General features: G+C 71.5%; 21 protein-coding genes. 14 read left to right on the plus strand and 7 right to left on the minus strand.

The genetic code is table 11. From position 1 onward, the window contains the following. Positions 1 to 4: 4 nt before the first annotated feature. Positions 5 to 841: an MBL fold metallo-hydrolase gene (locus tag ACZ6TI_RS31670; RefSeq protein WP_465348843.1), complete on the minus strand. Its 837-nt coding sequence runs from the start codon at positions 839 to 841 to the stop codon at positions 5 to 7. Between the two features lie 101 nt (positions 842 to 942). Here ACZ6TI_RS31670 and ACZ6TI_RS31675 point away from each other — a divergent pair, with 101 nt between their 5' ends. Further along, positions 943 to 1767, plus strand: coding sequence for a phosphotransferase (locus ACZ6TI_RS31675; RefSeq protein WP_465348844.1), 825 nt, complete (start codon positions 943 to 945; stop codon positions 1765 to 1767). Between the two features lie 16 nt (positions 1768 to 1783). Here the strand turns inward: ACZ6TI_RS31675 and ACZ6TI_RS31680 are convergent, their stop codons facing one another. Beyond that, positions 1784 to 2458: a DNA alkylation repair protein gene (locus ACZ6TI_RS31680; protein ID WP_465348845.1), complete on the minus strand. Its 675-nt coding sequence runs from the start codon at positions 2456 to 2458 to the stop codon at positions 1784 to 1786. Positions 2459 to 2706: 248 nt separating this feature from the next. Between ACZ6TI_RS31680 and ACZ6TI_RS31685 the strand changes: the two genes are divergently transcribed. After that, entirely contained in the window at positions 2707 to 2916 is a 210-nt protein-coding gene (locus ACZ6TI_RS31685) for a hypothetical protein (protein ID WP_465348846.1), read from the plus strand. On the opposite strand, the gene ACZ6TI_RS31690 is transcribed toward ACZ6TI_RS31685, so the two are convergent. Continuing rightward, positions 2892 to 3701, minus strand: coding sequence for an aminoglycoside phosphotransferase family protein (locus ACZ6TI_RS31690; protein WP_465348847.1), 810 nt, complete (start codon positions 3699 to 3701; stop codon positions 2892 to 2894). The two genes, ACZ6TI_RS31685 and ACZ6TI_RS31690, sit on opposite strands and share 25 nt — an antisense overlap. 21 nt (positions 3702 to 3722) lie before the next feature. After that, on the minus strand, positions 3723 to 3923 hold the full coding sequence (locus tag ACZ6TI_RS31695) for a hypothetical protein (protein WP_465348848.1): 201 nt from the start codon (positions 3921 to 3923) through the stop codon (positions 3723 to 3725). A 95-nt stretch (positions 3924 to 4018) separates the two neighbouring features. Here ACZ6TI_RS31695 and ACZ6TI_RS31700 point away from each other — a divergent pair, with 95 nt between their 5' ends. Then, complete coding sequence (locus ACZ6TI_RS31700) at positions 4019 to 4603, plus strand: CGNR zinc finger domain-containing protein (RefSeq protein WP_465348849.1); 585 nt, start codon at positions 4019 to 4021, stop codon at positions 4601 to 4603. Positions 4604 to 4606: 3 nt separating this feature from the next. On the opposite strand, the gene ACZ6TI_RS31705 is transcribed toward ACZ6TI_RS31700, so the two are convergent. After that, positions 4607 to 5122 carry a hypothetical protein gene (locus ACZ6TI_RS31705; protein ID WP_465348850.1) on the minus strand — a complete coding sequence of 172 codons (516 nt, stop codon included), beginning with the start codon at positions 5120 to 5122 and terminating at the stop codon, positions 4607 to 4609. 114 nt (positions 5123 to 5236) lie between these two features. Here ACZ6TI_RS31705 and ACZ6TI_RS31710 point away from each other — a divergent pair, with 114 nt between their 5' ends. The 6 genes from ACZ6TI_RS31710 to ACZ6TI_RS31735 all read left to right on the plus strand — a co-directional run bounded on the left by ACZ6TI_RS31710 (position 5237) and on the right by ACZ6TI_RS31735 (position 10667). Beyond that, entirely contained in the window at positions 5237 to 6340 is a 1104-nt protein-coding gene (locus ACZ6TI_RS31710) for an efflux RND transporter periplasmic adaptor subunit (protein WP_465348851.1), read from the plus strand. 106 nt (positions 6341 to 6446) lie between these two features. Beyond that, positions 6447 to 7154 (plus strand): response regulator transcription factor, encoded by a 708-nt coding sequence (locus ACZ6TI_RS31715; protein WP_465348852.1) that lies wholly within the window; start codon positions 6447 to 6449, stop codon positions 7152 to 7154. A 66-nt stretch (positions 7155 to 7220) separates the two neighbouring features. Continuing rightward, the gene (locus ACZ6TI_RS31720; protein WP_465348853.1) at positions 7221 to 8360 is read left to right on the plus strand and encodes an efflux RND transporter periplasmic adaptor subunit; all 1140 of its coding nucleotides are present in this window, start codon (positions 7221 to 7223) and stop codon (positions 8358 to 8360) included. Then, positions 8357 to 9037 carry an ABC transporter ATP-binding protein gene (locus ACZ6TI_RS31725; RefSeq protein ID WP_465348854.1) on the plus strand — a complete coding sequence of 227 codons (681 nt, stop codon included), beginning with the start codon at positions 8357 to 8359 and terminating at the stop codon, positions 9035 to 9037. Before ACZ6TI_RS31720 ends, ACZ6TI_RS31725 begins: the two co-directional genes overlap by 4 nt. Further along, positions 9034 to 10230: an ABC transporter permease gene (locus tag ACZ6TI_RS31730; RefSeq protein ID WP_465348855.1), complete on the plus strand. Its 1197-nt coding sequence runs from the start codon at positions 9034 to 9036 to the stop codon at positions 10228 to 10230. The genes ACZ6TI_RS31725 and ACZ6TI_RS31730 overlap by 4 nt, the downstream gene beginning before the upstream one ends. A gap of 8 nt (positions 10231 to 10238) precedes the next feature. Further along, on the plus strand, positions 10239 to 10667 hold the full coding sequence (locus ACZ6TI_RS31735) for a hypothetical protein (RefSeq protein ID WP_465348856.1): 429 nt from the start codon (positions 10239 to 10241) through the stop codon (positions 10665 to 10667). Here the strand turns inward: ACZ6TI_RS31735 and ACZ6TI_RS31740 are convergent. Next, entirely contained in the window at positions 10648 to 11802 is a 1155-nt protein-coding gene (locus tag ACZ6TI_RS31740; RefSeq protein WP_465348857.1) for a DUF418 domain-containing protein, read from the minus strand. The two genes, ACZ6TI_RS31735 and ACZ6TI_RS31740, sit on opposite strands and share 20 nt — an antisense overlap. 157 nt (positions 11803 to 11959) lie before the next feature. On the opposite strand from ACZ6TI_RS31740, the gene ACZ6TI_RS31745 reads away from it, so the two are divergent. The 5 genes from ACZ6TI_RS31745 to ACZ6TI_RS31765 all read left to right on the plus strand — a co-directional run bounded on the left by ACZ6TI_RS31745 (position 11960) and on the right by ACZ6TI_RS31765 (position 16962). Continuing rightward, positions 11960 to 14251 carry a S1 family peptidase gene (locus ACZ6TI_RS31745; protein WP_465348858.1) on the plus strand — a complete coding sequence of 764 codons (2292 nt, stop codon included), beginning with the start codon at positions 11960 to 11962 and terminating at the stop codon, positions 14249 to 14251. Positions 14252 to 14342: 91 nt separating this feature from the next. Continuing rightward, positions 14343 to 15071 (plus strand): hypothetical protein, encoded by a 729-nt coding sequence (locus ACZ6TI_RS31750; RefSeq protein ID WP_465348859.1) that lies wholly within the window; start codon positions 14343 to 14345, stop codon positions 15069 to 15071. 11 nt (positions 15072 to 15082) lie between these two features. Next, positions 15083 to 15430 (plus strand): hypothetical protein, encoded by a 348-nt coding sequence (locus ACZ6TI_RS31755; RefSeq protein WP_465348953.1) that lies wholly within the window; start codon positions 15083 to 15085, stop codon positions 15428 to 15430. Between the two features lie 6 nt (positions 15431 to 15436). Continuing rightward, on the plus strand, positions 15437 to 15790 hold the full coding sequence (locus ACZ6TI_RS31760; RefSeq protein ID WP_465348860.1) for a hypothetical protein: 354 nt from the start codon (positions 15437 to 15439) through the stop codon (positions 15788 to 15790). Between the two features lie 92 nt (positions 15791 to 15882). Then, positions 15883 to 16962: a Dyp-type peroxidase gene (locus tag ACZ6TI_RS31765; RefSeq protein WP_465348861.1), complete on the plus strand. Its 1080-nt coding sequence runs from the start codon at positions 15883 to 15885 to the stop codon at positions 16960 to 16962. Here ACZ6TI_RS31765 and ACZ6TI_RS31770 read toward each other — a convergent pair. Next, positions 16955 to 17404: a helix-turn-helix domain-containing protein gene (locus ACZ6TI_RS31770; protein WP_465348862.1), complete on the minus strand. Its 450-nt coding sequence runs from the start codon at positions 17402 to 17404 to the stop codon at positions 16955 to 16957. The genes ACZ6TI_RS31765 and ACZ6TI_RS31770 overlap by 8 nt on opposite strands. Between the last annotated feature and the right edge of the window lie 55 nt (positions 17405 to 17459).

A 17459-nucleotide genomic window follows, 5' to 3' on the forward strand; every position in this document is an offset into this window, starting at 1 on the left:
CGCGTCACCTGGGAGTGCCGCCGCGGTTGTTTCTTTCGGCCAGGCGCTTGGCTTGACCGGCGTGCACGTCGCTCACCCATTCCCAGCCGGGCTTGGCCGATGGGCCGATTCGCGGGTCGCTGGGAATGTGGCCGTCGCGCAAGGCGAGCACATACGCCCGGTCCCGCTCGATCCGTTTCTGCACCTCGCCGGCTTCGCCGACTGACCCGTGGCCGGGGACGACGACATCGACGCCGCCTGCCACGGCCTCGAATCGCCGGAGCGTTGCCAGGTATTCCTCGATCGGGTCGGCTGTGCCGTTCAGGTCGAGCATGGGAATCAGGACGTCGGAGAGCATGTCGCCGGCGACCAGGATCCCGGACTCTTCGATGAAGAGCGCCGCGTGGCCCGGTGCGTGTGCTTGATGCTCGATGATGTCGACGCCAGGGCCGTCCCAGGGGAACTCTGTCGTCTCGGCCGGCAGGGCGGTGATCAGGCCGTACAGGTCAAGCGGGACCTGATCGGCAATGCCCGTCTCCAGCAGGTGGTCTTTGATGTTCGCCTTCGCGTCCGGGTCGGAAAGCTCGTCCTGGACGGCTGCCGCGCAGCGGGCCGTGCCATAACGAGGGGGCGCGCCGAACTCGGCGTGCCAGAGCAGGTGATCCCAATGCGAATGCGTCGAGAAGCCGGCTACCACGGTCCGGCCCGATCGGGACAGGTCGTTGGCGAGGCAGGCCAATTCGTGGGCCTGCACGCCGGGGTCGATGAGCAACACGCCGGCGGGGCCCTGCACGATAATGGCGTTGCTCTGGATGAATTCGCTCTGGTGGACCTGCACACCATCCGCGACCTGCGTCAGCACGGGCCCACCTTAGCGATCCAGGCGCCATGATCACCCGGCTGCGCGGCATAATCGGGACGCTCGGTGGCGCTCAAGCCTGTCAGCCGTGCGGAGAGGCAAGGATGCAGGTCTCGGAACGCGCACGTGCGGTGGCCGCGGCCAGGTCGATCGCCGGAGAGCTCGGTCTGACCGCCGACGACGCGATCGTTCTTCACGACTCGAACAAGCTCACCCTGCGTCTGCTGCCGTGCGACACCCTGGCCCGGGTCGCGCCGGTGACGCACCAGGTCGCACAATTCGAGATCGAGTTGGCTCGGCGGCTCGCCGAAAGCGGGAGTCCGGTGGCCGCTCTTGACCCTCGAGTCGAGTCCCGCGTCTACGAGCGTGACGGCTTCCAGGTGACGCTGTGGACCTATTACGAGCCCGCCGCGCCCAGTGGGCCGGCCGATTTCGCGGATGCGCTCGCGCGGCTGCACGCCGGGATGCGCACGCTCGACTTCGCCGCGCCGCACTTCACGGATCGCGTCGCGGATGCGCTGCGGGTGGTGACAGATCGCGAACTCAGTCCGGCGCTCACCGACGAGGACCGTGAGTTTCTCGGCAACGCGCTGCGCGGCACGAGCCGGGCGATCGGCGACCACGGTGGCGCCGAGCAGATCCTGCACGGCGAGCCGCACCCCGGCAATCTGCTCAACACGAAGAACGGGCCGCTGTTCATCGACTTCGAGACGTGCTGCCGCGGGCCGGTCGAGTTCGACCTCGCGCATGCGCCCGAAGAAGTGAGCGACCACTATCCGGGGCTCGACCCCGGGCTGCTGCGCGAGTGCCGGATCCTCATGCTCGCGCTCATCACGACGTGGCGGTGGGATCGTGGCGACCAACTCCCGGACGGCCGCCGGCTGGGCATCGAGTGGCTCGGCCAGATCCGGGCGGCGCTTCCGGGGTGAGGGACAAGGCCCGCCGCTAGAGGCCGGCGGGCCGGCGGCGGACCATCTCGGTGATCCAGATCGGGGCGAACGGGGACGTGCAGTTCGGCGGAGTGGGGTAGTCCTTCAGGACCTGCAGGCGCTCCCCGATGTCCAACGCGCGGGCCCGGTGGTCGGGGTGCTCGATGCCGATCTGGGCCAGGCAATGGTTTTGCGCCCACTGCAGGCGGTCCGGGGCGTTCTTCATCTCCGCCTCGATGGTGTCCAGCAAAGCGGCCAGGTCGAGGCCCTGCGGCTTCTTGGCCACCCGCTCGGTGGTCAGGGCCCAGCCGGCGCTCGCCACCACCGGGTCCGGGTCGGCGGACCACTTCACGCGCAGCTCTTCGGCGTGCGGGCTCTTCTTCACGATGTAGTTCACCAGCCAGTCGTGGACCTTGGGCCGGCCGGCCTCGCGCAGCATCGTGTCCAGTTCGTCGGCGGTGAAGGCCTTGGGGCGGCAGATCAACAGGGCGACCAGCCGGGCCGCGGTGTCGCCGGTCTGCCACAGCTGGACGGCCAGGTCCTGCTGGGTCTTCAGGGACTTCGCCAGGGCGCGCAGCTTGGTGAGGTTCACGCCGTGGTCGTCGCCGTGTCTCTCGTTCACCTCGCGTGCTCTCGGGTCTTCCAAGGCGGCCAGCTCGGCCATCACCTCGGCCACCGTCGTCTCGGCCACTCTGCCTCCTGTCGCCGCTGCTCACCGAAGGACAGCTTAAGCGGGACAGCGGCGGTCGGCGCCGCTCGCCAGGGTGGCGGCTGTGGGCTCGGCTGACCAGGTGGAGCAGTGACCGGGCGCCCCCGGTCGCCGGGTGGCGACGGGCCTTCGAGCCCCGGTGGCGACGGCACTCCCACCCCTCGGCGGCCCGATGGGTCGTCGGCGCCGCAGGTGCGTCCGGCGGAGAACATCTCGCGGGCGCAGTGGGAATGAGCGCCGACGAATCGGACTGGACCGGCGCCGTCAGTGAGCGCCTGCGCTGCTGTGTCTGCGGTGACGCGACCGATGGCGCGGAGGACTATGTGCTGCTGCAGCTCACCGCCGCGCAGAGCGGCGCGGTGCAATGGCTGGGCGCCCACGCGGCGCACCTCAACCGCGCGCTGGCGCCCGGATTTCAGGTCGAGGTCCACCTCATGTGACGTGCCGCGAGGAGGTGGTCGAGCCGGGCCCGCAGGCGGGCTCGCCCCTCGTCCGAACCCAGGTGGAGATGCTGCGGCCAGGCCAGGAGCAGCAGTTTCAGCTCGGCCGCGTCGGCGGCTCGGTGCAGGACCTCGTCGTCGGGGATGCCTCGGGCCGCGGCATAGGCAGCCAGCATGGCCTCGCGCGGCGGTGTCGCGCCGGCGAACTCGGCGCGCTGCCACAGCAGTGCCAGGTCCTCCGGGCCGCGACCGTGGCCGGCCTCCTGCCAATCGATCCAGACGATGTGGCCGGCCGGGTCGAGCAGCAGGTTGCCCAGATGCCAGTCGCCGTGCACCAGACAGGGCGGCAGCCGGGTGAGCTCGGCGTGGAGAAGGTCCAGGCTCGGCCGGCCCTCGGCAGGCGGAGCCGGGTGCCCGGGGTGCTCCGGCTTGGCGGCGGGCCAATCCGTCAGGGGCGCGGCGTGCAGGTGGCCCAGCTGGGTGGCGAGAAGCTCCCAGCGGCCGGCCGGGGCCGGCGCTCCGGCAGCGGTGAGGAGCAGGCCGACGCCGTCGTGATGCTCGGCGCCGGCCACGAAGCCCGGCACCGCGACCGGCACGCGTGGCGCCAGGTCGCGATAGAAGCTGAGCTCGCGGCGGGCCCGCTCGGTGGGGCCCTCGACCTTCAGGATGAAGCCGTCGTTCACCGCGAAGACCACCGCGCCGGACGCGCCCGCGGTCAGCGGACGCGCCTCGACCAGCTCGCCACGGCCCAGTCGGGACCACCAGCGTTTCGCGTCGTCGCGCACGCCCGCCAACCTAGATGAGGGCTATGACATTTTCGCCGGGCGCAGCTCGGGCGCGCGCAGGCCCCCATCGAGGCGGCCGGCCAGTCGGTGCAAAGCCGCCGCGGTGAGCAGCCGGAGCCGGCCGGGCGGGGCGTCGGGCACGACCGGGGCGTTCGGCAGTGCGGAGTGGCTGATGCGGGTGTCCGCGTTCTTGATCAAGGGAACCAGAGCGATTTCCTGCATCTCATGACCTCCCGTTCGTGTGATGCGAGCTAAGCTCCTTTCACTAGAACCATACCGCAGATGATGCGAGTCAAACACACTTTGGTGGAATCAAGATGGCCGAATTTCTCGAGATCTACGGTGGCGCCGCCTGTCTGGACTTCGCCAACACACTCGACGCGCGTGGCACCGACAGTCCTCGGGACTCGCTGCACACCTACGCCGACCTGGTCGGCTGGGGCGTGCACGCGGGCTTTCTCGAGCCGGCCACGGCCACGCGTCTACGGCGCCTCGCTCCCGGCACGACCATGGCGACGGCGATCGACCTGCGCGAAGCGATCTTCCAGGTCTTCCGCGCGATCGGGCGCGGCGACGACGCCCCGGCCGCCGCCCTCGAGGTGGTGCAGCAGCGCTACGCCGACGCGATGGCCGTCGCCACGCTGGTCCCGCACGAAGGCTGGCGGTTCCGGGACGACTCCCCGGATCGCGTCTGGTGGCCGCTGGCCGTCTCGGCGGTGTGGCTGCTGACCGAGGGGCCGCTCGACCGCGTCAAGGTCTGCGCCGCCCCGGCGGGCTGCATCGCGGTGTTCATCGACGTCAGCAAGAACCGCAGCCGCCGCTGGTGCACGACGGACGGCTGCGGCATGGACGCCAAGGTGCGGCAGCAGGCCGAGCGACGCAAGGCCGCCAGGAAGACCTGAGACCTATCGCGACGGTGTGGGACTCACCGCCGGCGCCAAGGCCTCGCAGGCCTCGATCGCCGCGGGATCCGCGCCGGCCAGGTCCGGACCCGGGGTCACGCCGTGATCCTGCAGACAATTCCGGTACGCGGCACTCATGCCGCCGCCGCGCCCGTCACGATTGCCCGGCCCGCCGCTCGGCCGCAGCGACCCGCACGCGGTCTGGGCCTTCTCCCACGTGGCGTCGTCCACGCCCTCGGGCTTCCCGAAACCACCACCCCCGGGCCGGGCGCCGCCGGACGGCCGTGGCATCCCGGAAGCGGGCGGCATTCCGGAAGCACGCGGCATCCCGGACGGCCGGCCCGACGGCGTCGTGATGGTGACGCCGTTCTGCCGCATGCATTCGGTGTAGGTGCTCGCGGCGGTCGTGGAGCCGTCCGACCCGCCACCGCCGCATCCGGCGGCCGCGAGCACCGTCAGCGCACACGCGGCGAGCACACCGGCGGTCCGGCGGGTGGACGGAGTTCGGGTGAACGGCACGACTTCTCCTCACATCGGCGGGCGGGGGAGCACAGCCAACCGGACGCCGCTCGGAGTCCGCTCGGAGTGTTCCGAGCCAACTCCGAGGTGGAGCCGAGCCCGCGGCGAGGACCGGTGACGAGACTGCGCCACATGGGTATCGGCGGGGCACACCGGCGGCGCTGGCTGTGGCCGGTCGGCGCGCTGGCCGCGCTCGCGGTCGTCGGCCTGGCCGTGGTCCGCACGGTGACCGCGGGCGCGGGCGCGGGCGAGACGCCGGCGCCGCCCGCCACCGTTGCGGTCGATCGCGGCGCGGTGACCAGCGAGGTGGCCACCACCGGCACGGTCGAGCCGGCCCAGACCCGGAGCCTGTCGTTCGCGGTGCCCGGCACGGTCGAGAGTGTGCGGGTGCGCGCCGGGGTGCTGGTCACGCCGGGCCAGGAGCTCGCGACGATCGACGACACCGACGCGACCGAGGCGGTCGACGCCGCCCAGGAGGATCTCGCCGACGCCCGGGACGCTCTGACCCGCGCCCGGGAAGATTCCGCGCGTTGCGCCGCCCCGCCGCCGTCACAAGGGCTGAGCCCGAGCCCCGGCCCCAGCGCCGGCAACGAGTGCGGCGCCGGCGGTGGATCGGGTGGCGATGCCGTGCTCTCCGCGGAACAGCGGGTCAACCGGGCCGAGGTCGCGCTCGCCGACGCCGAGGACGACCTCGACGGCACCACCCTCACCGCCCCGATCGCCGGCCGCATCCTCACCGTCGCCGGCAAGGTGGGCGCGCAGTCCGGCAGCGGCGCGTTCGTCACCCTCGCCGAGGTGGCCGGCATGCAGATCAGCGCCGCGTTCCCCGAGGCCGACGCGGACCGCCTGGCCGTGCGGCAGCCCGCCGTCGTCACCCTCGCGGATCGGGCGGGCGAGACCTTCGACGCCACCGTTGTGCAGGTCGACCCGGTCGGCGCCAGTGACGGCACGATGGTCCGCTTCGGCGTGCTGCTCTCCTTCGACGAACCGCCGGAGGACCTGCTGATCGGTCAGAGCGCCGCGGTGCGGGTGACCACCGGCTCGGCCGACGACGTGCTGCGCCTGCCGAGCGCCGCCGTGCACGACGTCTCCGGCGGCGCCGCCACCGTCCGCCGGGACGGCGCCGAAGTCGCGGTGACGATCGGGTTGCGCGGCGACCAGTACACCGAGATCAGGTCGGGGCTGGCCGAGGGCGCCACCGTCGTCCGGTCCTGGTGACCTCAGCCGGTTCTTACGGTATTCATGGCAGATTCCTAGGAACCGTTGATACTCCTTCGCGGTGCACACAGAAAATCGAGGTTCGGTCGCGCTCGGCGAGCCATCCGTGGCGGGTCGGGCACGCGTCCTGGTCGTCGACGCCGAGCCCGCCGTGTCCGCGCTTCTGTCCGCCGCGTTGCGCCTGGTCGCGTTCGACGTGCGGGTGGCCGGTTCCGGGCGGGCCGCGCTCGCCGCGGTCGAGGAGTACGAGCCCGATCTGGTCATCCTCGAGGTGACGCTGCCCGACCTGGACGGCTTCGACGTGGCGCGCCGGGTGCGGCGGTCCGGCCGGACCACGCCGGTGCTGATCCTGACCGCCCGGGACACCGTGGAGGATCGGGTGGCCGGGCTCACCGCCGGCGCCGACGACTATGTGACGAAGCCGTTCGACCTGGAAGAGGTGGTGCTGCGGATCCGCGCGATCCTGCGGCGCAGCCGGCCCGGGCCGGTCGAGCCGGCGCCGCTGGGCGTGTTGCGCTACGCCGACCTCGAGCTCGACGAGGACGCCCACGAGGTGCGTCGCGCCGGTCGTCTGGTGGAGTTGTCGCCGACCGAGTTCAACCTGCTCAAGTACCTGCTGATCAACGCCGGCCGGGTGGTCAGCAAGGCGCAGATCCTGGATCGCGTGTGGAACTACGACTTCGGCGGCGACGGGCGCATCGTGGAGTCCTATGTGTACTACCTGCGCCGGAAGATCGACACGATCGGGTTGCCGCTGATCCACACCGTGCGCGGGGTCGGTTATGCGCTGCGGTTGCCGCGGGCCGGCTCGTGAGGTTCTTCAGGTGGCTCCGAGGTAATCCCGAAGATCTCTCGAGGGGGCGTGACCAGAGTGTCCGTCATGCCTAGGCTCCGCCCCGTGGTCGTGGTCAACGCCGCGCTCGTGCTGCTGCTCGCCGGTGGTGGCTTCTGGGCATACCAGACCATCGCCGGCCCGGACACCGCCTCCGCGGCGGGTGCTTCGGTGCGCTCCGTACCGGTCCAGCAGGGTGCCGTGACCGCCTCGGTCTCCGCCGCCGGCTCGGTGCAGAGCGCGGGCGCGGCGAGCGCCGAGTTTGTCACCGCCGGCACGGTGACCAGCATTTCGGTACGCGTCGGCGACAGGGTCAAGAAGGGCCGGACGCTCGCGAAGGTCGACCCGGCGCCGGCCCGGCGCACGCTCGCGGCGGCCGAGGCGGACCTGGACGCCGCGCAGGACTCGCTGGCCCGGGCCGAGGACGCCGGCTCGGACACGTCCACCGCCGAGAACGAGGTGACCCGGGCCCGGCTCGCGGTCGACGAAGCCCAGGCCGGCGTGGACGGCACAGTGCTCAAGGCGCCGATGACCGGCACGGTCGTGGCGATCAACGGAACGTTGGGCGGCTCTTCGTCGTCGGCCGGCTCTTCTTCGTCGGGCGGAGCCGAGCAGGAGGACGGCGGTGACAGTGGATTCATCGAGCTGGCCGATCTGACCAAACTCCAGGTGGTGGCGGACTTCGCCGAGGCGGACGCGACCAAGCTGGAGGAGAAGCAGGAGGCCACGGTCACCTGGAACGCGCTGAGCGGCACCCGGCAGACCGCCCACGTCGTCGCGGTCGATCCGCAGGCGACCACCGAGAACGACGTGGTCACCTATGGCGTCACGCTCAGCCTCGACAGGGTGCCGGCCGGCGCCAAGCCGGGCCAGACCGTCTCCGTCGCGGTCACCACCGGCACGGTCGAGGACGCCGTGTTCGTCAGTTCGGCGGCACTGACCACTGTGGGCAATCGGCACACGGTCACCGTGTTGAGCAACGGCGCGCAGGAGACCCGTACCGTGGAAATCGGTTTGGAGGGCGACCAGACCACCCAGATCACGGAAGGGCTCACCGCAGGGGAGCAGGTCGTCGTCAAGACGACGAGCACGTCGACGACCGGCACGGGCCCACCCGGCGGCGGTTTCGGCGGGCTGACCGGCGGCGCCGGACCACCGGGCGGCGGCCAGGAGCGAGGCCCTCGGTGAGCGCGCCGGTGCTCGATGTCCGCGACGTCACCAAGGTCTACGGCGACGGCGAGGCGACCGTGCACGCGCTGCGCGGCGTCTCGCTGACCGTGCAGCGCGGCGACTACGTGGCGATCATGGGATCGTCGGGTTCCGGCAAGTCCACCCTGATGAACATCCTCGGCGCGCTCGACGTGCCGACCACGGGCAGCTATCTGCTCGGTGGCGTCGACGTCAGCGGACTGGCCGACCGCCAGCTCGCGCTCGCCCGGAACAGGCTGATCGGCTTCATCTTCCAGGCCTTCAACCTGATCCCGCGCACCACCGCACTGGCCAATGTGGAGCTGCCGCTGGCCTACGCGGGGGTCAAGGCCCGGGTCCGTCGGGAGCGCGCGATGGCCGCGCTCGAGGTGGTCGGCCTGGCCGATCGCGCCCGGCACGAGCCCAACCAGCTCTCCGGTGGGCAGCAGCAACGCGTGGCGGTGGCCCGCGCGCTGGTCACCGAGCCGGCCCTGCTGCTGGCCGACGAGCCCACCGGAAACCTGGACAGCCGCTCGACCGACGACATGCTGACGGTCTTCGACCAGCTCAGCGCGGCGGGCCGGACCATCGTGGTGATCACCCACGAAACCGAGGTGGGCGCCCGCACCGGACGATTGATCCGGTTGATGGACGGCCGGATCGTGTCGGACACATGAGCTTCGCCGAGGTCGTGCGCTTCGCCCTGCGCGGGCTGGCCGCCAACAAGTTGCGCTCGTCGCTGACCATGCTCGGCATCCTGATCGGGGTCGCCGCGGTGATCCTGCTCGTCGCGGTCGGCAACGGCTCGGCCAAGGCGGTCAGCGACCGCATCGAGGCCCTGGGCACCAACACCGTCACCGTGCTGAGCACCGGCCGTGGCGGATCCACCGGCACCGCGCTCACCGTCCCGATCGCCGCCGCGCTGGTCGATCCGGTGCTCGCGCCGGACGTCGCGTCGGTCTCGCCGGTGGTCAGCGCGACGGCGACGCTCACCTTCGAAGGCTCGGACCACGAGGTGAGCAGCTTCGTCGGCACCACGCCGAGCTGGTTCGGCGCCTCGAACACGCCGGTCGGCACGGGCGCCGCGTTCACCGCCGACGACGAGGCGCAGGCCCGCCGGGTCGTGGTGATCGGGCGGACCGTCGCCGAGGAGCTGTTTCCCGGCGTCGACCCGATCGACCGGCAGGTCACCGTCGGCGGCACCCTCTTCACCGTGATCGGCGTGCTGGCCGAGAAGCCCTCCACCGGCTTCCAGGACAGCAACGACACCGCGATCGCCCCACTCTCCGCGGTGCGCCAGACCCTCACCGGTTACGGCGCCCTGAACTCGATCCTGGTGGAATCCCGCAGCCCCGGCCGCGTCACCGACGTCCAGTCCGAGGTGGCGACAGTCCTCGATCAACACCTCGATCCGGGTACGGACGGCAGCACGCCCTATCGCATTCAGAACGCCTCTCAACTGCTCGCCACCCAGTCCGAGACCGCGGACACGTTCACCACTCTGCTCGGCGCGGTGGCCGCGATCAGCCTGCTCGTCGGCGGCATCGGGATCACGAACATCATGCTGGTCACGGTCACCGAGCGGACCCGCGAGATCGGCATCCGCAAGGCCCTGGGCGCGCCGCGGCGGGTGATCCTGACCCAGTTCCTGATCGAGGCGGTGCTGCTCAGCGTCATCGGTGGGGCCCTGGGGGTGGCGGCCGCGCTGATCGGCAGCAGCTTCGAGATCGTCGGTGTGCGGCCGATCATCGTGCCCAGCTCGATCGGGCTGGCGCTGGGCGTCTCGATCGCCATCGGACTGTTCTTCGGCGGGTTGCCGGCCGGCCGAGCCGCCCGGCTGCGCCCGATCGACGCGTTGCGCTACGAGTGAGGACCACGATGAACGACGATTTCGCCACCGAACTCGCGAGGGCCGCCCCACGTCGCTGGTGGAACCGCGGCACTCTCGTGCTCGTCGGGATCGCGCTGGCCCTCGGCGGCTTTCTCGGTGGTCTGCAGGTCTCGCCCACACCGGTCGCCGCCACTCGTCCTTCGGCCGGTCCGCGCGAGGATTTCCGGCAGCCCTCCGCGGCCCCGGCCGCGGGTCCCACCACCGGCAAGGTCAAGCTCGTGGACGGGACCACGATCTACGTGGAGACCGCGGACGGCACCGTGGTGACCGTCCGGACCGGAGGCGACACCAAGGTCAGCGCGGCCGCCCCCGCCAAGCTCTCGGACCTCGCCGCCGGGGACACGGTCAGCGTGCAGGGCGCCGCCGACGCCGAGGGCACGGTCACGGCGAGCGCTGTCACGAAGGAACCGCGCTAGCCGGCCGCTGGGCGTTGGTGATCCAGCGCAGCGCCCACTCCGCGGGGCCGTGCCGGTGGCGGGCCAGCCACCAGCGGCTCAGCACCGCCTGCCCGGCGAAGATCGCCACGGCGATCAGCAGCATGGCGAGCGGCGACACCCGGCCGACCAGGCCGAACCCGACGCCCGTGAAGATCAGCAGCGTGGCGATCGACTGGCCGAGATAGTTCGACAGCGCCATCCGGCCGGCCGGGGCCAGGGCGTCGCCGACCGCTCGGGTGCGGTGTGCCGCGCGCAGCAGCGTCGCGGCGTACGCGGCCGCCAGGAACGGCGCGGTCAGTGCGCTGACCAGCACCGCCGAGGTGACGCCGTTGCCACCGGCCGAGGCGTAGTAGGCGCCGCCGGCCAGTCCGACCGGGAAGCCGGCCAGCTGGATCCGGCGCAGCGCGGGCTCGTCGCCGGTCAGGCCGGCCAGCAGCTCGCGCCGCCCGGCGACCAGGCCGAGCAGGAACATCGCCAGGCAGGTCGGGCCCTGCATGGTCAGCTGGGAGAGGCCGTAGAGCGGGAGCGCCGCGAGGTGCTCGCCGATCACCGGACCGAAGCCGGACGCCAGGTTCTCGGTGGTCTCGCGGCCGCCTGCCAGCGCGGCGGCCGGGTCCAGGAACGCCGAGGTGTCGACGAACAGGATGGCCGGGATCAGGGTCAGCAGCAGGTAGGCGTACATCGCCGCGGCGACGATCAGGGCGGTGCGGTCGCGGACCCCGCGCATGGCCAGCAGGACCAGGCCGAGCAGCGCGTAGACGGTCAGGATGTCGCCGGTGATCAGGAAGATCATGTTCACCGCGCCGAGCCCGAACAGGCCGGCCAGGCGGCGCAGCATGCGTGGCTTGAAGGCGGCGCCGGCCCGCTCGGCCGCGCGCATCTGGAGGGTGCAGCTGTATCCGAACAGGAACGAGAAGAGCAGGTAGAACTTCATGTCGAAGAGGGCCGAGCCGAGCCATCGCACGGCGTGGTCGAGCGCGGCGGAATAGGCCGGATCCTCCGCCACGTGGATCGGATAGCCGGACGCCGCGAACGTGATGTTGACGACCAGGATGCCGAGCAGGGCGAACCCGCGAAGCACGTCGACGTCCTGAATGCGCTCTCGTGTGGTCACCCCATCAGCCCACTCTTCTTGCGCCCTCGGTGCAGGAGCGGTGGATCCCCCTCGCGTGGTGGTGCTGGCCCGACCATCCGCCGCCGGACGGGGCAGCGGACGCGAAGTCGCCTCGCATAGGATCGGCGGGCGTCCATCTGATCACGGGGGTTTTCTGGTGCGTATACACGCCCATGCATGGGCAAGTGCGATAGTCGTCGCCGGCCTGGCAGCCGGTTTTCTCAGCAGCAGCGCGGCATCGGCGGTGGCCGGCGGCGAGCCGGTCGCGGACGGCGCGCTCCCGTTCGTCGCCAAGGTCAGCTTCGGCGACGGGCAGTCGTGCACCGGCGCCCTGGTCGGCGCCCGCTGGGTGATCACCCACAAGGACTGTTTCGCCACCGGCTCCGGGCCGGTCACCGCGGGCGCGCCGGCCGTGCCCACCACGGTGCTGCTCGGCCGCGCCGACCTGACCAAGGTCACCGGGCATCGCCTGCTGGTGCAGTCGGTGGTCCCGCACCCGGAGCGCGACATCGCGCTGGCCGAGCTCTCCGCGCCGGTCAAGAACATCACGCCGGTCCGGCTGGGCGGCCCGGCCCCGGTGGTGGGGGAGTCGCTCCGGATCGCCGGGTACGGCCGCACCGCCACCGAGTGGGTGCCCGACCGCATGCACGCCGCCACGTTCACAGTGGAGTCCGCGGCGGAGACGTCGTTCGCGGTGACGGGCGGCACCCTCTGCAAGGGCGACGCGGGTGCTCCGGCGTTCCGCGAGACGCCGGCCGGCGCGGAGCTGGTCGGCATCGGCGGCACCTCCGAGCAGAAGGGCTGCCTGGGCCGGCCGGAGGGCGCCGAGGGCGGCGTCGCCACCCGCACCGACGACCTGGCGAGCTGGGTCGACTCCACCATCGCGGTGCAGCCGAGCAGCCTGCGTGAGCCGGTCACCGGCGAGTTCAACCGGGACGGCAAGCAGGACCTGATCGCCGCCGACGCGGCCGGCATCCAGTGGCTCTACCCGGGCACGGACACGCCCGGCCGGTGGGGCGACCGGGTGCGGATCGGCAGCAACTGGGCCGGTTACCGCGACTGGGCGATCGGCAAGGTCAACCGCGACGAGTACGACGACCTGATCACCATCGAGTCGGCCACCGGCAAGCTGTGGCTCTACCCGGGCACTGCCGCGGGCGGCGCGTTCGGCGTCCGCTCCGAATACGGCTCCGGCTGGACCCCGTTCCGCGACGTGACGATCGGCAAGGTCAACCGCGACGCGTGGGACGACCTGCTCGTGGTCCGCGACACGGACAGCAAGCTGTTCCTCTACAAGGGCAACGCGGGCGGCATCCGCTTCGACGCCGGCGTCGAATATGGCTCCGGCTGGCAGTGCTGCCAGCAGCTCACCATCGGCAAGTTCAACCAGGACGACTACGACGACCTGGTCACCGTCGACCGGGGCAACGGCCGCCTGCGGATCTATGCGGGCACCGCGGCCGGCACCCAGTTCGCCGCCGGGGTCGACTCCGGCGCCGGCACCGGCTGGACGACCAGCTCGTTCATCACCCGCGCCCGGGTCGACGGCACCGGGATGGACGGCCTGCTCGCGATCGACGCCACCACCGGCCAGTCATGGGTGCACCCGCGCACCGGCGACGGCGGCTGGGGCGCCCGCTTCGCGCCGGTCGGCAAGGTATGGGCCCCGCAGCCCTATGAGCTGAGCAAGATCGCCATCGGTGAGCTGAACCGGGACGCGTACCCGGACCTGCTCGGGGCGGACAGCGCCGGCGTGCTCTGGATGCACCCCGGCACGGCCGCGCGCACCTTCGGGCCGCGCGTGCAGATCGGCAACGGCGGCTGGAACGGTCAGCGCGAGCTGGTCATCGCCCGCGCCAACCGCGATGCATACGACGACCTGATCACGATCGACACGGGCAGCGCCGCGCAGCAGTGGCTCTACCCGGGCACCGCCGCGGGTGGCCCGTTCGGCACCCGCGTGCAGATCGGCGGCGGCTGGACCCAGCTGCGCGACGTGGCGATCGGCCGGGTCGACCGGGACGGCTACGACGACCTGCTGACCGTCGCGAACAACGACAACCGGCTGCTTCTCTACAAGGGCACCGCGGCGGGCGGCAACTTCGCCGCCGGGGTCGGCTTCGGCGCCGGCTGGCAGTGCTGCTCGCAGGTCACGCTGGGCCGGTTCGACCAGGACGAGTGGGACGACCTGCTCACCGTCGACAACGCCACCGGCAAGCTGCGGCTCTATGGCAGCAACGCCGGCGGCGAGCAGTTCAACCCGGCGGTCGACCCGGGCGCCGGCGCGGTCTGGGCCGGCCGCACGGAGCTGGTCGCGATCCAGTTCGCCCCCGGCGAAAACGACGCCCTGCTGGCCAAGGACCCCTCCGGAGCGATGGTGCTGAGCACCTCGACCCCAAAGGGCAATGTGGACTGGGCCGACCCGATCCGCTTCGGTCCCCGCGACTGACGCGTCCGTGTTCCGACTACCAACCGCGGTCCATCGATGACCGCGGTTGGTAGTCTGCGGTGCCCACGCGACCTGCAAAACGGGATCGAGGATGACCGGGCGCCCGAGGACACCAGGCGGCGGCGACGATGGAGGCGGCGGTCCGCCTCCGGGCCGGCGTCGGCCGGACGGCGGCTCGACCCCGGGCCGCGCGGGCAACATCGCCCAGGCCCACGAGTCGACGGCCGCGGCCGCGCAGGCCGGTCGGCCGAGTTCCGGCGCAGGGCACTCCGGCGATGGCAGCACCCAGCCGGCGGCGACCCCGAGTCCGCAGGACGCCGCAGTCGCCGAGCTGATGCGCCGGTATGACCAACTCGGCGACGAGCCCTTTGAGTTCGACATCGCGGCCAACGACGGCGCGCACGCCGGAGACGGCGCGCACACCGGGGAGCGCCACGGGCCTGATGTGCCACTTCAGCGAGATCCGAGCGGCAGAACGATCGAAGGCCGAATCTATGGCGATCCGCCGTGGGCCCGTGAGGAGAACTGGTCCTACCGGTGGACCGACCACTCGACCATGAATCGCACGATCAACGACTACGTGCGCCAGAACTGGGAGACGATTCGCAGCAACCTGGCGGTTGACGGCAGACACGAGGACGCTTTCAATGCCGGACATCGCATCGGCGAGGGCTATTACAACACCGGCATGTATGGCGCCGGACCTCGCGACGCGCGATACACCGTAACCGGCCTTGTGAAGATCCTCATCCGGACTGTGCCGGGCTCGGATCCGCCACAGCCGTTTGTGGTGACCGCCTTTCCGTCCGGGATATTGTAGGCGCCGTGGACATGTCGAGCCTTCCCGAACCTCTCCGCGCGCACATTGCGGCAGTGGACGCGAGGCCTCCGCTGGAGACCGTCAGACTCTTCGTCGGCGTCTCTGTCGCCGACGCCGAGGACTTCGAGGAGCTTCGTGCCTCATTGAGGCAGACGGCTCAGGTCTCCACGCGATCCCTGCATCGAAACGTGGCCGCCATCGAGTCTCTGCTGGCCGAGCCGCAGCCGCCGGACACACTGGCGCGTCTGGTGGGCTGGGACGGCAACTGGGTGCTGGCCGATCCGTCGGATGCCGGGGCGGCTCAGTTCCTGCGGGAGTTGGCCGACCTGATCCGTGGTGTCCTGGCCGAGTTTGAATAAGGCGTTGTGGATCAGTCGGAGCTTCGCGAGATGTTCCGCGCGCGCATGGCCGAGCGCGTCGCCATGCCGCCCATTGAGGCCGTCCAGAAGTTCCTGAGCAGCCATGTCGCCGACATGGACGGCTTCGACGAGATCCGCCAGGACATCCGGAACGTAGCTTTGACCACCACCTGGGGGCTCCGTCTCGATCTGGCGGCGCTCGACACCGTGCTGGCCGAGCCGCAAACCCCCGGGACCTTCCGCTACCTGATCGAGATCGACGCGAACTGGGGATTGGACGACGCGTCCGATGCCGCGGCGGAACAGCTGCTGCGCAAGCTGACCGAGATGTTGCGCGACGTGCTCGCCGAGTTCGACTAGCCGTTCCCGCAGGCCGGCGTGCCCGTCCCGGGGTCGTCCCGCTTTCCCGGCCGGGGCACCGCGCGACATCGACCGGGCCCTATCATCGCGGGATGCGGCGACGGACCATCCTGGCGGCGACTGCCGTGGGCGCGGGCCTCGCGGGCTGCTCGACGCCCGACGAGACACCGTCGCCTCCGCCGACGACGACAGCGTCAACTCATCAGCCGGGCGTGGTCACGCCGCCGCCGGGATTCGTGCACCTGTTCGCGCTCACCGTGTCCGGGTCCCAGCTGGGCCCCCAGCTCGACCGGCTGGCCGACCGGATCGCCCGGGTGCACGTGTCCGGCTCGGCGACCGTCACGGTCGCGGTCGGTGGTTCGCTCTTCGACGATCGCTTCGGCCTTTCCGCCGCGCGCCCCGAGCACCTCACCGAGATGCCGTCCTTCCCGAGCGACGTGCTCGACCCCGCGCACAGTCACGGTGACCTGCTCCTGCAGGTCTGCGCCGACAAGCCCGAGCTCGCCGCCGCCACCGCGCAGGACGTGGTGGCCGCCGCCGCGCCCGGCCTCACGACCCGCTGGGCGCGAGCGGGCTACCGAGCGGAAAACGCCACCACCACCGCGGGCCTGCCCACCACCCGCAACCTCTTCGGCTTCCGCGAGGGCGCCGGCAACCCCGACCCGCGCGACGCCGGCCTGATGGATCGGCTGGTCTGGGCCGGCGACGGCGAGCCGTCGTGGGCGGCCGGCGGCACCTATCAGGTGGTGCGCCTGATCCGCTTCGCCACCGAGCTGTGGGACCGCGACCCGGTGCCGCATCAGGAGGCGGTGCTCGGCCGGCGCCGCGACGACGGCACCCCGCTCGCCGGCGGCGCCGAGGACACCGAGTTCACCTATGCCGACGACCCCGACGGGCGGATCACCCCGCTGGACTCGCACATCCGGCGGGCCAACCCGCGCACCCCGGAGGGCGAGCGCCATCGCATTCTGCGGCGCAGTTTCTCGTACCGGGAAGGGGTTGATCAGGGGTTGATCTTCATCTGTTTCCAGCGGGACGTGCAGGCCGGTTTCGCGACCGTCCAGCACCGACTGACCGGCGAGGCGCTGCAGCGTTACGTGCTGCCGTTCGGCGGCGGCTACTACTTCGTGCCGCCGTCGATCGACAGTCTGCGTGCGCTGACGACTAGCTGATCAGGCGGCGTGCCGCGCGCAGCCGGTCGGTCGCGTCGGCGCCCGACCGGGCCACCGCCAGCAGATGCTCGGGCACCTGGTCACCGCGCGCCCGGGCCGCGCTGATCGCGGCCGCCACCTCGGTCGAGATGCGGCTCAGGTGGTCCTCGACGGCGCTGAGCTCGAGCAGCGGACGACCCGGACTGCGCCGGGTGCGCCGCGCGGCCCGCGCTCGCAGCCAGGCCGGCCGCACCTCGCCGGAGTCGACGCCGGCCTGCGCGCAGAGCGCCGCCACCACGTTCCACGGCGGCACCGCGCGGCCGGACAGATAACGCGACAGGGCGGAATCGCTGGCGAACGTGACGCCCTGCAGCTCGCGCAGCGTCTTGCCGGACCGGGCGCGCAGCGAACGCAATCGCCCTGCTAGATCATCGGAAATCTCTGGCAGCGGATCAGTGATCATCTCTGTTCTCCCCGTGAGTGATGCATCGTCCCGAGTCTATTGTCGACTCTCCCTT

This window comes from Actinoplanes sp. NPDC051388 (genome assembly GCF_055586225.1).